This window comes from Arthrobacter sp. GmRoot5-12 (genome assembly GCF_059739365.1).
The window spans coordinates 2,191,272-2,205,673 of record NZ_AP046056.1 but is presented as its reverse complement, the minus strand read 5'-3'; the positions used below and the strand labels follow the sequence as shown (position 1 = coordinate 2,205,673).

The window sequence follows — 14,402 nt, the reverse complement described above, 5'->3', positions numbered from 1 at the left end:
TCAGTGTGCATTACTGTCCTTCCTATGACTTACGCCACACCAACCCTGGACGCCGTCGAGAGCACCACAACGGACGCAGCGTCCTCCCTGTTCATCAACGGCGCATGGGAGCCGGCGGCATCCGGCGCCGTGCGCCAGATCCGCAACCCGGCAGACGGCGAGCTGGTGGCCACGGTCTCCGAGGCCGGCCGGGAAGACGCCGAACGCGCCATTGCCGCGGCCCGCGCCGCCTTCGACTCCGGCGCCTGGTCCTCCGTCCCGGCACCCGAGCGCGGGTCCTTCCTCCTCAAGGTCGCTGCCGGCCTGCGGGAACGGCGGGAAGAGTTCGCCCGGGCCGAGTCCCTTGACACCGGAAAGCGCATGGTCGAGAGCCGCATCGACATGGACGACATCGCCGCCTGCTTTGAATACTTCGGCAGGCTCGCCGGGCAGCAGGCCGGCCGGGTGGTGGACGCCGGGGACCCCGGCGTCGTGAGCAGGATCGTCTACGAACCCGTTGGCGTCTGCGGCCTGATCACACCATGGAACTACCCCCTGCTCCAGGCGGCGTGGAAGATCGCCCCCGCGCTGGCCGCCGGCTGCACCTTCGTCCTTAAGCCGTCCGAGCTGACCCCTTCCACCAGCATCATGGCCATGCAGCTGTTGAAGGACCTTGGCCTGCCGGCCGGCGTGGCCAACCTCGTCACCGGACCCGGCGCCGAGGCGGGCGCACCGCTCTCGGAACACCCCGCCGTCGACCTCGTTTCCTTCACCGGCGGCCTGGAAACCGGCAAGCGGATCGCCGCCGCCGCCGCAGCCACCGTCAAGAAGGTGGCGCTGGAGCTGGGCGGCAAGAACCCCAACGTGGTCTTTGCCGACGCGGACTTCGACGCCGCCGTGGACAACGCCCTCAACGGTGCCTTCGTCCACTCCGGGCAGGTCTGCTCGGCAGGCGCCCGGCTGCTGGTGGAGGAATCCATCGCCGAACGCTTCGTGGACGAGCTGGTCCGCCGCGCCCGGGGCATCCGGCTCGGCGGCCCCTTTGACGACGCCGCCGAGACCGGCCCGCTGATCTCCGCCGCCCACCGGGACAAGGTGCACGCGTACGTCCAGCGCGGAATCCAGGAGGGCGCTCGGCTCCGCACCGGCGGCGCGGCACCTTCCGGGGAGAAGTACGACGGCGGGTTCTACTACCAGCCGACCATCCTGGACCAGGTGCAGCGCGGCATGTCCGTGGTCACCGACGAGGCGTTCGGCCCCGTGGTGACAGTGGAAACCTTCCGCACCGAGGACGAAGCCGTGGCCACCGCCAACGACACCATCTACGGCCTGGCCGGCGCCGTCTGGACCCAGGACGCCGGCAAGGCGCAGCGCGTGGCGTCACGGCTGCGGCACGGCACCATCTGGATCAACGACTACCACCCCTACCTCCCCCAGGCCGAGTGGGGCGGCTTCGGCCAGTCCGGCGTCGGCCGCGAGCTGGGCCCCACGGGCCTGGCGGAGTACCAGGAAGCCAAGCACATCTACCAGAACACAAGCCCGCAGGTCACCGGCTGGTTCGCTGACCACGGCAAGGAGAACTAGATGCACTTCGACAACATCGAGGACCTCAGCGAGCGCTCGTTCGATTACATCGTCATCGGCGGCGGATCCGCCGGCGCCGCGGTTGCCGCCCGCCTGAGCGAGGACCCGGACGTGACCGTGGCCCTCGTGGAGGCCGGCCCGGACGACCGCAACATCCCCGAGATCCTGCAGCTGGACCGCTGGATGGAGCTGCTGGAATCCGGCTACGACTGGGACTACCCGGTGGAACCGCAGGAAAACGGCAACTCCTTCATGCGCCACGCCCGTGCCAAGGTGATGGGCGGCTGTTCCAGCCACAACTCGTGCATCGCCTTCTGGGCGCCACGGGAGGACCTGGACGAGTGGGAGTCCAAGTACGGCGCCGCCGGCTGGAATGCCGACGCGGCCTGGCCGCTGTACAAGCGGCTGGAAACCAACGAGGACGCCGGCCCGGACGCACCCCACCACGGGGACTCCGGCCCCGTGCACCTGATGAACGTGCCCCCGGCGGATCCTGCCGGCGTCGCTCTTCTGGACGCCTGCGAGCAGGCGGGAATTCCCCGTGCGAAGTTCAACACCGGCACCACCGTGGTCAACGGCGCCAACTTCTTCCAGATCAACCGCCGGGCGGACGGCACGCGCGCCTCCAGTTCCGTCTCCTACATCCACCCCATCATCGACCGGCCCAACTTCACCCTGCTGACCGGCCTCCGCGCCCGCCAGCTGGTGTTCGATGCGGCCAAGCGCTGCACCGGCGTGGACGTGGTGGACTCGGCCTTCGGCCGCACCCACCGGCTCTCCGCACATCGCGAGGTGGTCCTGTCCACCGGCGCCATCGACTCCCCCAAACTGCTCATGCTCTCCGGCATCGGACCGGCAGCACACCTTGAACAGCACGGCATCGACGTCCTGGTGGACTCCCCCGGCGTGGGCGAGCACCTGCAGGACCACCCCGAGGGCTTAGTCCAGTTCGAGGCAAAACAGCCCATGGTGCAGACCTCAACGCAGTGGTGGGAGATCGGAATCTTCACCCCCACCGAGGACGGCCTGGACCGCCCCGACCTGATGATGCACTACGGTTCCGTCCCGTTCGACATGAACACGCTGCGGCACGGCTACCCCACCACGGAGAACGGCTTCAGCCTCACCCCCAACGTCACGCACGCCCGCTCCCGCGGCACCGTCCGGCTGCGCAGCCGCGACTTCCGCGACAAGCCGATGGTGGACCCCCGCTACTTCACGGACCCCGACGGCCACGACATGCGCGTCATGGTGGCCGGCATCCGCAAGGCCCGCGAGATCGCCGGCCAGCCCGCCATGGCGGAATGGACCGGCCGGGAGCTCTCGCCGGGCGTCGAGGCGCAGACGGACGAGGAACTGCAGGACTACATCCGCAAGACCCACAACACCGTCTACCACCCCGTGGGCACCGTCCGCATGGGAGCGGCCGACGACGACATGTCGCCGCTGGACCCCGGGCTGCGGGTCAAGGGCGTCACCGGCCTCCGCGTCGCCGATGCGTCCGTCATGCCCGAACACGTCACCGTCAACCCCAACATCACCGTCATGATGATCGGCGAGCGCTGTGCCGATCTGATCCGCGCGGACCGCACGGTCGAAGACGCCATGGAAGAAAAGGAGCTCACCACGTCCCTCGCCTGAGCGGCAGGTCTTAGGGGGCCGCACTTCCCCAACAGCGGCGGCCCCACCCTCGTTATTCCGCCGCACCCCAGGGCGGCCGGTCCCATCGTGCTTTTCTGATCTAGGAGTCCATATTGGAACCCAGCAAGAGTATTGATTCAAGCGGCATGGATGAATTCGGCTACACCCAGACCCTTGACCGGAGCATCGGCAAGTTTGCCAGCTTCGCCGCAGGTGTCAGCTATATCTCCATCCTCACCGGTGTTTTCCAACTGTTCTACTTTGGTTTTTCCATGGCCGGCCCGGCGTACGCCTGGTCCTGGCCCATCGTGTTCGTCGGCCAGCTGATGGTGGCCCTGTGTTTTGCCGAACTGGCCGGCCGCTACCCCGTGGCGGGTTCGGTCTACAACTGGGCCAAGCGCCTGGCGTCCGGGACCTCGTCCTGGCTGGCCGGCTGGCTGCTGCTGTTGTCCTCCATCATGGCGCTGGGCTCCGTGGCACTGGCCCTGCAGATCACCCTGCCCCAGCTCTGGTCCGGCTTCCAGTTCGTGGGTGACGGCACGGGCCCCTACGACTTCGCCATGAACGGCGTGGTGCTGGCCACCATCATGATCACCATCTCCACCCTCATCAACGCGTTCGGCGTGAAGCTGATGACCAGGATCAACAGCATCGGTGTCTTCGTGGAGCTGATCGCGGCCGTGCTGCTGATCCTCGCGCTTGGCTGGCATGTGGTGCGCGGCCCGGAGGTCTTCTTCCAGACCAACGGCTTCGGCGAAGGCCACGACCTGGGCTTCTTCGGCGTCTTCCTGATCGGCGCCATGGCCTCCGGCTACGTCATGTACGGCTTCGACACTGCCAGTTCGCTGGGCGAGGAAACCAAGGATCCCAAGAAGACCGCTCCCAAGGCCATCCTGCGCGCCGTTACGGCATCGTTCCTGCTGGGCGGGGGAATCCTGCTCTTCGGCATCCTGGCCGCGCCGGACCTCGGCGACCCCCAGGTGGGGGCGGCCGACGGCGGGCTGCAGCACATCGTGCTCTCCGTCCTGGGCGGCCCGTTCGGCAAGGCCTTCCTGGCCTGCATCGTGGTGGCCGTGGTGGTCTGCACCCTGGCCGTCCACGCCGCCGCCATCCGCATGATGTTCGCCATGGCCCGCGACAACAACCTGCCCTTCAGCCGGCAGCTCAGCAAGGTGGATCCGGTCCGCCGGACCCCCACTGTCGCCGCCATCGTCATCGGAATCATGGCCGTCATCCCGCTGCTGGTCAACGTGATGCAACCGGCCATCTTCACCATCCTGTCCAGCATCAGCATCGTGCTGATCTACCTGTCCTACCTCCTGGTCACGGTTCCGCTGCTGCGCAAGCGGTTCCTGAGGAAATGGCCGCTGGCCGATGACGTTTCCGAGCCCGGGTTCTGCATGGGCAAGTGGGGCGTTCCCGTGAACATCCTGGCCGTCCTGTGGGGCGCTGCCATGACGGTGAACCTGGTGTGGCCCCGCCCGGAAATCTACAACTCGGTGCCGCCGTTCGAGTGGTACCTGCAGTGGGGCGGCGTGATGTTCGTGGCCGCCGTCATCATCGGCGGGACCCTCCTCTACCGCCTGAAGATCCGCCACCAGACAGGGGTACTGGCCGAGCACGCCGCAGCCGTGGCCGCCCACCCGTCGTCGAGCGCCACACGCGCCGCTTCCGGGGAGCACCAGCTGGTGGACGTGCAGGTCCAATAGGGCTGCTGCTGCAGCAGGGTCCGCTGCAGCAGTGCATACAAAGAAAGGGGCCGACGGCGGCACTCACGTGAGTGCCGTCGTCGGCCTTTTCTGCGCCTCCGGCCACCGCCATGTTGAGGCCCGTCGTCACACAAGGAAGCGGCCTCCTGATCCGGAGCGGCAACGCCCTACCCTTGACAGGTGACTTTGACTAAGATTCGTACCGCCGCCGCGGGCTCCCTCGCCGCCGCCGGTCTCCTGTTGACCCTCGCCGGCTGTTCCACCCCGGCCGCCACCCAGCCAAGCGCCTCTGCGCCCGCTTCCCCAGCTTCTGCCAGCGCCGCGTCCACCACAGCCGGCCCCTGCGCCGGGGTTAAGGTCATCGTCGATTCCGGCGCCCTGAAGCAGGCCGCTGCGGACACCTCCACCTGCGTGTCCGTGGACGGACCCACCGTGGCGTCCAAGGTGCTCGACGAGGCAAAGGTCAAGACCGAGGGCACCACCCAGTACCCCAACGAAATCGTGTGCCGCGTGAACGGCGTGCCCGCCGCCGACTTCGACATCAAGCACAAGGACGGCACCTACCGCGAAGAGTGCAAGGGCATGCCCGCCGCTTTCGCCTACTGGGGTCTCTGGGTCAAGCCCGCCTCCGGTGAATGGGCCTACGCACAGGAAGGCCTCGCCACCTTGAAGGTGAGCCCCGGCGAGAGCCTGGAACTGCTCTTCACGGTCGACGGCGAGCCGGCCGCGCCCGCGGCATGACCTTCCGGCCCGCGCCGTTGCGCGCAGCGGCAGTCCTCGCCGCTGTGTTCATCGCGGCGCGGGTCATTTACCGCGTCCTTTTCAATGGGGCGGGCACCGGCAGCCCGGTCCTGCTCGACCTTCCGCCGCTGCGGCTTCCCGCCCCGTATGCCCATGTAGTCTTCCTCGGTCCGGTCACCGCGCCGGGCCTCTGGCAGGCGGTGCTGTCCGCCCTGCCCATTGCGGCGACCATCCTCGGCTTCGGCCTGCTCAACGCGTGGGTTGATGTGTCCCGCGGCTTCGTGCGGCTGGCCCGCGGCGGCCCGCTGCAGGGCGTGGCCCGGATGCTGGTGGTGGCATGGGCGGCCCTCCCCGCCCTGTCCGACGCCGTCGCCTCCGTGCGCCTGGCGTTCCGGCTGCGGGGCGAACGCTTCGGCCCCCGCGCCCTGGTCCCCATACTGGAGCGCACCCTGGAGCACGCCGGGCGGGTTGCCGCAGCTTTGGAGCTGCGCGGTTTCGGGAGCCGGGCAGCGCACCAGCCAGGGCTCGACGGCGGCCCGCCGCTTATCGTCCGGAACGCACAGTTCCGGATTGGGGACACCTGCGTAAGGGTTGACGGGTTCGCGCCGATGCCCGGCTCCGTCACCGTGATCACCGGGCCCACGGGTTCCGGAAAGTCCACCATCCTGCGGGGCATCGCCGGCCTGCTCTCCCACGTTGACGGCGGAGCGGTTTCCGGCACCGTTCTCGCCGGCGGACTGGACCGCGCCGCCACACCGCCGCGGGACACCGCCCGCCTCATCGGCACCGTGCTCCAGAATCCCCGGGCGGCCTTCGCCACCACCCGGGTCCGGGATGAAATTGCCCTGGCCCTTGAGCTGCGCGGCGTGCCGACCGCCGCTGCGCAGGCGCGGGTGCTGGAGGTGGCCGGGCGGATCGGAATCCCGGCACTGCTGGACCGGAATGTCAGCACCCTCTCGGCCGGTGAGGCGACGCTGGTGGCCATCGCCGCCGCCGTCGTGGACCATCCAAAGCTTCTCCTGGCGGACGAGCCCCTGGCGGATTTTGATACGGCAGCCCGCGCACGCGTCATCGCAGTGCTCAACGCACTCGCCGGCGACGGCGTCTGCGTCATCGTGGCGGAGCACCGGGCGTCAGCACTCGCCCCCGTCGCCGATGCATGGTGGACCATTGATGGTGGCGCGCTGGTGCAGGGTTCTGCGCCGCCCGCGGCGCCGGTGCCTTCCGGTGACAGTCCGGCGCGGGAGGTGGCCGGCTCCGTGCCGGTGCTGACGGCGGCCCACCTCGCCGTGCACCACAAAGGTACGCCGCTGGTGCGCGACGCGTCCCTGGCCCTCCACCCCGGTGAAGTGGTGGCACTGGTGGGGCCGAACGGAGCCGGCAAGTCCTCCCTCCTGGTGGCGCTGACCCTGGGTGAGGGAGCTGCTGACGAAGGAGTGCTCGACGGCGGCCGGGTGGCCCTGGTGCCGGACGCCTCGGACGACCTCTTCACCAGCGACACCGTGTCCGGAGAGCTCCGTGCGGCCGAGCGGCGCCTGGCCCGTGGAAGGAGTGGCGCTCGTGGGAAGAGTGGTGCCCGTGGGAAGAAGGGCGGACAGCCCGCCCCCGGCTTTGCGGCGGCACGCCTGGCCCGGCTGCGGGGAGGCGTGCAGATTCCCATTGGCCACGAGCATCCCCGGGACCTCTCTGCCGGTGAGCGCAGGATCCTCGCCATCGCGCTGCAGACCATGGACAGCCCGCAGGTCCTCCTGATCGATGAGCCCACGCGCGGCCTGGATCCCGCGGCGCGGACGGCTGTCTCGGCGGCTTTGCGGGCGGCGGCGGATGACGGCGCCGCAGTCCTGATTGCCACCCACGACCTTGAGTTTGCCCGCGGCCTGGGCGCCCGGATCCTGCCGATGCGGGACGGCGTGGCGCCTGCAGCCAAAGCAGCCATCAGCCCCGAACCGCTTGTCCTCCCATCGCGGCCGGCAGCAACGAGGCCACAGCCAGCGACCCTCAACGAGCAGGCTGGCCCACGGGACGCTGTAAAGCCCCGGCGCCCCCGGATGCCGCGGGCGCTCGAGCTGGCAGTCCTCGCGGCTGCAAACCTGCTGGCCCTCGCGGCCTTCTGCTGGCCGCTGCTCGCCGCCGCCGTGCCGCAGGATGCCACCGCCGCCCTCCCCTACGCTGCGCTGGCCATCGCACCCGTGGCCGCGGTCGCCGTCGTGGTGTCCCTGGACGGGTCGGTCCGCTCGGCACACACGGTGGCACTGCTGGGCGTGCTGGCCGCGGTCGGTTCCGCTGTCCGGGTGGCGAGCACCGGCGTCGGCGGCGTGGAGGCGGTCTTCATCCTGCTGATCCTGGCCGGACGGGCGTTCGGCGCCCGGTTTGGCCTGCTCCTCGGCGCGGCCACCATCGCAGTCTCCAGTGTGCTGTGGGGTGGCGTTGGGCCGTGGACGCCCTTCCAGATCTTCGCCTGCGCCTGGGTGGGCGCCGGGGCCGGGCTGCTCCCCCGCCGGGTGCGGGGCAGGGCCGAGCTGTGGATGCTGGCAGGCTACGGCGTGGTGGCGTCCTATGTGTTCGGCCTGCTGACCAACCTGTGGTTCTGGCCCTTCGCGGTGGGCACCGGCACCGGCATCTCCTACGTGCCCGGCGCGCCGCTGGCCACCAACCTCAGCAGCTTCCTGCTCTACTCGCTGTTGACGTCGACGGCGGGCTGGGACACCCTGCGCGCCGTCACCACGGTGATCGGGATCGCCGTGGTGGGCCGCGCCATTCTCGCCTCGCTGCGGCGCGTGAAGCCGGTCTCCGGCGCGGGTTCCGGCGCGGCCGGCCACCGGGCCCATACACCGTCCCCACCCGCCCGGGACCGGCGCCAGCTCACACCTTGACGCAGGCCGGCGGGTTGCCTCCAGCAGACGAATTTGTGACACTGTTGTCCTCTGTTCCCCAGTGTTAGGCAATGTCTTGACGGGCATTTCAGGTTTCGCGACGCAGCCCGCGCGCTGACACTTCCCTGATGCCCCAAGGGCCGGCAAGTTCAGCGCTTCACCCGCTGAAACCACCCGGAGCCCGATGCCGATCCACGGCTTTCTTTCCCCTGCACTGATTTCCTGCCCCGCAGCATACGCCTGCCCATTCTCCGGGCCGCCGTGGCCGCCCACCGCCACGTCCCGTCCGCCTTAGGACCCGCGCCCTACGGACCTGACCTTGGCGAACCGCGGCCCAGCCGCCCAACATCCTGTCTTGGGAGCACCATGCCTGCAACAAAAAATCCATCCATCGTCCTCACGGACGTGCATTTCCGGTGGCCGGACGGCTCGCCGGCGTTGTCCGGGATCTCCGGCAGCTTCGGGCCCGGGAAAACCGGGCTCGTCGGAACGAATGGCTCCGGGAAGTCAACGCTGCTGCGACTCGTGGCGGGAACCCTCACACCGACGGCCGGCAGTATCACCACGGGAGCCGACGCCGGCTACCTTCCGCAGACCCTGACACTGCACAACGATGCCACCCTGATGGAGCTGCTCGGGATCAAGGACAAAGTCCGTGCCCTGCGGGCTATCGAATCCGGTGACGCAGCCGTGGAACACTTCGATGCGTTGGGCGACGACTGGGACATCGAGGCCCGTGCGGACGAGGCGCTGGAGGGGATCGGCCTGACCGGTGTCGGGCTGGACCGGCGCGTGGGCGAACTGTCCGGCGGGGAAGCCATGCTGGCCGCCATCTCCGGGCTCCGGATCCGGCGCACCCCCATCACCTTGCTGGATGAACCGACGAACAACCTGGACCGCCGGGCACGCTCGGCGCTCGGACGCATGCTGGCCGACTGGCCGGGCAGCCTGGTGGTGGTCAGCCACGACCTGGCACTGCTGGAACTCATGGACAGCACGGCCGAACTGTATGAGGGAGGGCTCACGGTGTTCGGCGGCCCCTACAGCGAGTGGCAGGCGTACCTGGACAGCCAGCAAGCCGCAGCCGCGCAGGCAACCCGTGCCGCTGAGCAACTGGTGAAGAAGGAAAAGCGGCAAAAGCAGGAGGCCGAATCGAAGCTCGCCCAACGGGCCAGGACGGGCCAGGACAGCTACGACAATAAGAAGGGATCCAAGATCCTGATGAACCAGCGGGCCTCTGATGCCCAGGTCTCAGCCGGACGAATGCGTTCCGGCATGGACGCCAAAGTGCAGGCCGCGCAAGCGGCCCTGGACGCCGCCGCAGCGAGGGTGCGGGACCAGGAGCGGATATCCCTGAACCTTCCCGACCCGGACGTTCCGCGCGGCCGGCGGATCGCGGAACTGCGGGGCACCAACCGCTCCTTCGTGGTGCAAGGCCCGGAGAAGGTGGCCATCACCGGACCCAACGGGGCCGGCAAGACCACACTCCTGGAACGCTTGATGGGCGGTGTCCCGTGCATCGAGGGCGAAGCCTGTGGAAGCCTGCTGACGGACCGCGCCGGCTACCTGCGTCAACGGCTCGACGGGCTGCGGGAAGAGGCAACAACCCTCGAAAACGTGCAGGACGCCGCGCCGGACGTGCCTGCGGGCGATATCCGCAACCAGCTGGCCCGGTTCCTCCTCCGCGGCGACAGCGTGAACCGGCCGGTGCACACACTCTCAGGCGGTGAGCGGTTCAGGGTTTCCCTGGCCCGGCTGCTTTTCGCCGACCCGCCGCCTCAAGTCCTGATCCTGGATGAGCCAACCAACAACCTGGACATCCGGAGCGTTGACCAGCTGGTGGAGTCGCTCGGGGCCTACGGCGGCGCCGTCATCGTGGTCAGCCACGATGACGCGTTCCTGAACCGGCTGGACCTGGACCTCATCCTCGGCATGGGACGCGACGGGTCGTTGACCGAGCTGGCCTCGCTCCCTGGCGCGGAATGACAGGAGGCCGTGGCCGGCAGCCGCCGACCTCACACCTTGAAGTACTTTGCCTCCGGGTGGTGGAACACGAACGCGTCGGTGGACTGTTCGGGGTGCAGCATCAACTCATCGCTGAGCACAACGCCCATGCGCTCGGGCTTCAGCAGCTCGGTGACCTTGCGGCGGTCCTCCATGTCAGGGCAGGCGGGGTAGCCCAGCGAGAACCGGGCACCGCGGTAGTCCAGCTTGAAGTATCCTGCCGTGTCCTTGGGCTCCTCGGACGCGAAGCCCAGCTCCTTCCGGATCCGGGCATGCCAGAACTCGGCCAGCGCCTCGGTGAGCTGCATGACCAGGCCGTTGAGCTCGTAATAGTCGCGGTACTGGTTGGCCGCGAACATCTTGGACGTGAACTCCTCGATCTTGGAGCCGGCGGTGACCAGCTGTACGGGCAGCACGTCGATCTGTCCCGATTCGCGGGACTTCACGAAGTCGGCCAGGCACAGGTGCCGGTCGCGGCGCTGGCGCGGGAAGTCGAACCGCAGGCGGTCGGTGCCGATGGGACCGCCTGAACCACCGTCCGGGGCGAGCAGGCCCGCGGTGCCCAGGACGCCGTCGGGATCCTCGCCGTGGTGAAGCACCACTACCTGCTCCCCTTCGGAGACCACGGGGAAGTAGCCGTAGGCGACGGACGCGTCCAGCATGCCCTCGCCCAGGATGCGGTCCAGCCAGTAGCGCAGGCGCGGGCGGCCCTCGCGTTCCACGAGTTCCTCGTAGGAGGCGCCGTCCTCGCCGCGACCGGGCTTGAGGCCCCACTGCCCCATGAAGGTGGCGCGCTCGTCGAGGAACGCGGCGTACTCGTGGAGCGAGACGCCGCGGACAATGCGGGTGCCCCAGAACGGCGGCACGGGGACTGGGTTGTCGGTGGCGACGTCGGACCGGCCGGGCATGGCTTCGGGCTCGGTGATTGTGAACTTCGCCCCGCCCTTGTGGATGCGCTTCTTCAAAGGCGGCAGCCCGACGTCGTCCGGTGATTCACCGCGGGCCACGCGCACCAGCGGCTCCATGAGGGACAGTCCTTCGAAGGCGTCCTTGGCGTAGCGGACCACGCCGTCGAACTGCTCCGCCAGGTCCTGCTCCACGTAGGCGCGGGTGAGGGCTGCGCCGCCCAGGATGACCGGCCATTTCTTGGCCAGGCCGCGGGACTGCAGCTCGGCGAGGTTTTCCTTCATCACCACGGTGGACTTCACCAGCAGGCCGGACATGCCGATCACGTCGGCGTTGTGCTGCTCGGCTGCGGCGATGATCTCGGCGATGCCCTGCTTGATGCCGATGTTGATGACCTTGTAGCCGTTGTTGGTGAGGATGATGTCCACCAGGTTCTTGCCGATGTCGTGCACGTCACCGCGGACGGTGGCGATCACCATGGTGCCCTTGCCGGAGGAGTCCGATTTCTCCATGTGCGGTTCGAGCAGGGCGACGGCGTTCTTCATCACCTCGGCGGACTGCAGTACGAACGGCAGCTGCATCTCGCCGGCGCCGAAGCGCTCGCCCACCACCTTCATGCCCTCGAGCAGGTGGTCGTTGATGATGCCCAGCGGGGTCATGCCCTCGCTGCGGGCCAGGTCCAGGTCCTCTTCGAGGCCCTTGCCTTCGCCGTCGATGATGCGCCGCTCCAGGCGCGCGCCGGTGGGCAGCGCGGCGAGTTCGGCGGCGCGCTGGTCCTTGAGCGCTGCGGTGTCGACGCCGGCGAAGAGGTCCAGCATGCTGGCCAGGGGGTCGTACGTGACGTTGCCGTCGGCGTCGTATTCGCGGCGGTCCCAGACCAGGTCCAGGGCCACCTTGCGCTGCTCTTCCGGGAGCGAGGCGAGCGGGACGATCTTGGCGGCGTCGATGATGCCGCTGGTCAGGCCGGCCTGGACGGCTTCGTGCAGGAACACGGAGTTCAGGACGATGCGCGCGGCGGGGTTCAGGCCGAAGGAGACGTTGGAGACGCCGAGGGTGGTGTTGATGCCGGGGTATTTGGCGGTGATCTGGCGGATGGCCTCGATGGTTTCGATGCCGTCGCGGCGGGTTTCCTCCTGGCCGGTGGCCACGGGGAAGGTGAGGCAGTCGACGATGATGTCCTCGACGCGCATTCCCCACTCGCCCACCAGGGAGTCGACGAGGCGGGAGGCGATGGCCACCTTGCCTTCGGTGGTGCGGGCCTGGCCCTCTTCGTTGATGGTCAGGGCGATGACGGCGGTGCCGTGTTCCTTGACCAGGGGCATGATGCGGGCGAAGCGGCTGTTGGGTCCGTCGCCGTCCTCGTAGTTGACGGAGTTGACCACGGGGCGGCCGCCGATAAGTTCCAGGCCGGCCTGCAGGACGGGCGGCTCGGTGGAGTCGATGACCAGCGGAAGGGTGGAGGCGGAGGCGAAGCGGCTGACGACCTCTTTGATGTCCGCGACGCCGTCGCGGCCCACGTAGTCGACGCAGACGTCCAGCAGGTGGGCGCCGACGCGGATCTGTTCGCGGGCGATATCCACGCAGTCGTCCCAGCGTTCCTCGAGCATGGCCTGGCGGAAGGCCTTGGAGCCGTTCGCGTTGGTACGTTCGCCGATGGCCAGATACGCGGACTCCTGGTCGAAGTTGACGTGCTGGTAGAGGGAGGCGACGCCGGCCTCGCGTTCTTCGGGGATTCTCGCCGGCGCGTTGTCTTCCTTGGTCTCCACGGCTTTGGCGCGGAAGGGGGCAAGGCGTTCGACGACGGCGGCCATGTGCTCCGGCGTCGTGCCGCAGCAGCCGCCCACCAGGCCCAGGCCGAATTCGCGCACGAACTGCTCGTGCGCGGTGGCGAGTTCGGTGGGGGTGAGCGGGTAGTGCGCGCCGTTGGCGCCGAGGATGGGCAGGCCGGCGTTGGGCATGCAGGCGATGGCGACGGAGGACTGCTTGGAGAGGTGGCGGAGGTGCTCGCTCATCTCGTCGGGGCCGGTGGCGCAGTTCAGGCCGATGGCGTCGACGCCGAGCGGTTCGAGGGCGGTGAGGGCGGCGCCGATTTCGGAGCCCATGAGCATGGTTCCGGTGGTTTCGACCGTCACCTCAACGAAGATGGGGAGCCGGACGCCGCGGGTGACGATGGCCTGCTTGCAGCCGTTGACGGCGGCTTTGGTCTGCAGGAGGTCCTGGCTGGTCTCGATGAGGAACGCGTCCGCGCCGCCGTCGATGAGGCCCTCGGCCTGCAGGGCGAAGGTCTGCTTGAGGTAGTCGTAGCTGGTGTGGCCGAGGCTGGGGAGCTTGGTGCCGGGGCCCATGGAGCCGAGGACCCAGCGCATGCGGCCGTCTGTTTCTTCCGCCGCTTCCGCGCGTTCCCGGGCGATGCGTGCGCCTTTTCTTGCCAGTTCCTCGATCCGGTCGTCGATGCCGTAGTCAGACAGGTTGGACCAGTTGGCGCCGAAGGTGTTGGTCTCGACGGCGTCGATGCCGGTGGCGAAGTAGGCGTCGTGGATGTCCGCGATGACGTCCGGGCGGGTGTCGTTGAGGATCTCGTTGCAGCCCTCGAGGTTCTGGAAGTCGGTTTCGAGCTGCAGGTCCCGGCCCTGGAGCATCGTGCCCATGGCGCCGTCGGCGATGACCACGCGGTGGTTCACGGCGTCCAGGAGCTCCTGGGAACGGGCGGGGCGGGGAACGGACTCGATGTCCAGTGCGAAACGAGGCATTTAATCAGGTTACGTGTGGGGGCGCCAACGTTGCGCTGTGTGTCTGGATGCTACGGCGGGGAGAGCGGACTTAGTCGAACGCAGCGTTGCAACGTCGCTGTTGCCGGCGGCGGTGCTTTGTCGTTACGCCTTTGTTTGAACGGGCGGCCCCATCATCGTCAGCGGACAGGCAGTGTTAGCAGAGGCACGAGTCTTTGATTGTGAGTAAGGCGGGG

7 protein-coding genes are annotated in these 14,402 nt (G+C 68.6%); 6 read left to right on the top strand and 1 reads right to left on the bottom strand.

Going from position 1 to position 14,402, the window contains the following annotated elements:
* The first annotated feature begins 24 nt into the window (after nucleotides 1–24).
* The 6 genes from AC6JAM_RS10060 to AC6JAM_RS10035 all read left to right on the top strand — a co-directional run bounded on the left by AC6JAM_RS10060 (nucleotide 25) and on the right by AC6JAM_RS10035 (nucleotide 10,513).
* A complete protein-coding gene (locus AC6JAM_RS10060; protein ID WP_497934586.1) occupies nucleotides 25–1,563 on the top strand; it encodes an aldehyde dehydrogenase family protein in 1,539 nt (512 codons plus the stop codon).
* Nucleotides 1,564–3,204: a GMC family oxidoreductase gene (locus AC6JAM_RS10055; RefSeq protein WP_497934585.1), complete on the top strand. Its 1,641-nt coding sequence runs from the start codon at nucleotides 1,564–1,566 to the stop codon at nucleotides 3,202–3,204.
* A gap of 146 nt (nucleotides 3,205–3,350) precedes the next feature.
* The gene (locus AC6JAM_RS10050) at nucleotides 3,351–4,913 is read left to right on the top strand and encodes an APC family permease (RefSeq protein ID WP_268003448.1); all 1,563 of its coding nucleotides are present in this window, start codon (nucleotides 3,351–3,353) and stop codon (nucleotides 4,911–4,913) included.
* A 180-nt stretch (nucleotides 4,914–5,093) separates the two neighbouring features.
* Nucleotides 5,094–5,654, top strand: coding sequence for a hypothetical protein (locus AC6JAM_RS10045; RefSeq protein ID WP_051081384.1), 561 nt, complete (start codon nucleotides 5,094–5,096; stop codon nucleotides 5,652–5,654).
* Nucleotides 5,651–8,527 (top strand): ATP-binding cassette domain-containing protein, encoded by a 2,877-nt coding sequence (locus AC6JAM_RS10040; RefSeq protein ID WP_497934584.1) that lies wholly within the window; start codon nucleotides 5,651–5,653, stop codon nucleotides 8,525–8,527. Before AC6JAM_RS10045 ends, AC6JAM_RS10040 begins: the two co-directional genes overlap by 4 nt.
* A gap of 366 nt (nucleotides 8,528–8,893) precedes the next feature.
* A complete protein-coding gene (locus AC6JAM_RS10035; RefSeq protein WP_497934583.1) occupies nucleotides 8,894–10,513 on the top strand; it encodes an ABC-F family ATP-binding cassette domain-containing protein in 1,620 nt (539 codons plus the stop codon).
* A gap of 29 nt (nucleotides 10,514–10,542) precedes the next feature.
* Here the strand turns inward: AC6JAM_RS10035 and metH are convergent, their stop codons facing one another.
* Entirely contained in the window at nucleotides 10,543–14,187 is a 3,645-nt protein-coding gene (metH, locus tag AC6JAM_RS10030; protein ID WP_497934582.1) for a methionine synthase, read from the bottom strand.
* Between the last annotated feature and the right edge of the window lie 215 nt (nucleotides 14,188–14,402).

Coding starts and splice junctions, on each gene's coding strand:
- AC6JAM_RS10060 (WP_497934586.1), top strand. CDS start 25: ATGACTTACGCCACACCAACCCTGGACGCCGTCGAGAGCACCACAACG.
- AC6JAM_RS10055 (WP_497934585.1), top strand. CDS start 1,564: ATGCACTTCGACAACATCGAGGACCTCAGCGAGCGCTCGTTCGATTAC.
- AC6JAM_RS10050 (WP_268003448.1), top strand. CDS start 3,351: ATGGATGAATTCGGCTACACCCAGACCCTTGACCGGAGCATCGGCAAG.
- AC6JAM_RS10040 (WP_497934584.1), top strand. CDS start 5,651: ATGACCTTCCGGCCCGCGCCGTTGCGCGCAGCGGCAGTCCTCGCCGCT.
- AC6JAM_RS10035 (WP_497934583.1), top strand. CDS start 8,894: ATGCCTGCAACAAAAAATCCATCCATCGTCCTCACGGACGTGCATTTC.
- metH (WP_497934582.1), bottom strand. CDS start 14,187: ATGCCTCGTTTCGCACTGGACATCGAGTCCGTTCCCCGCCCCGCCCGT.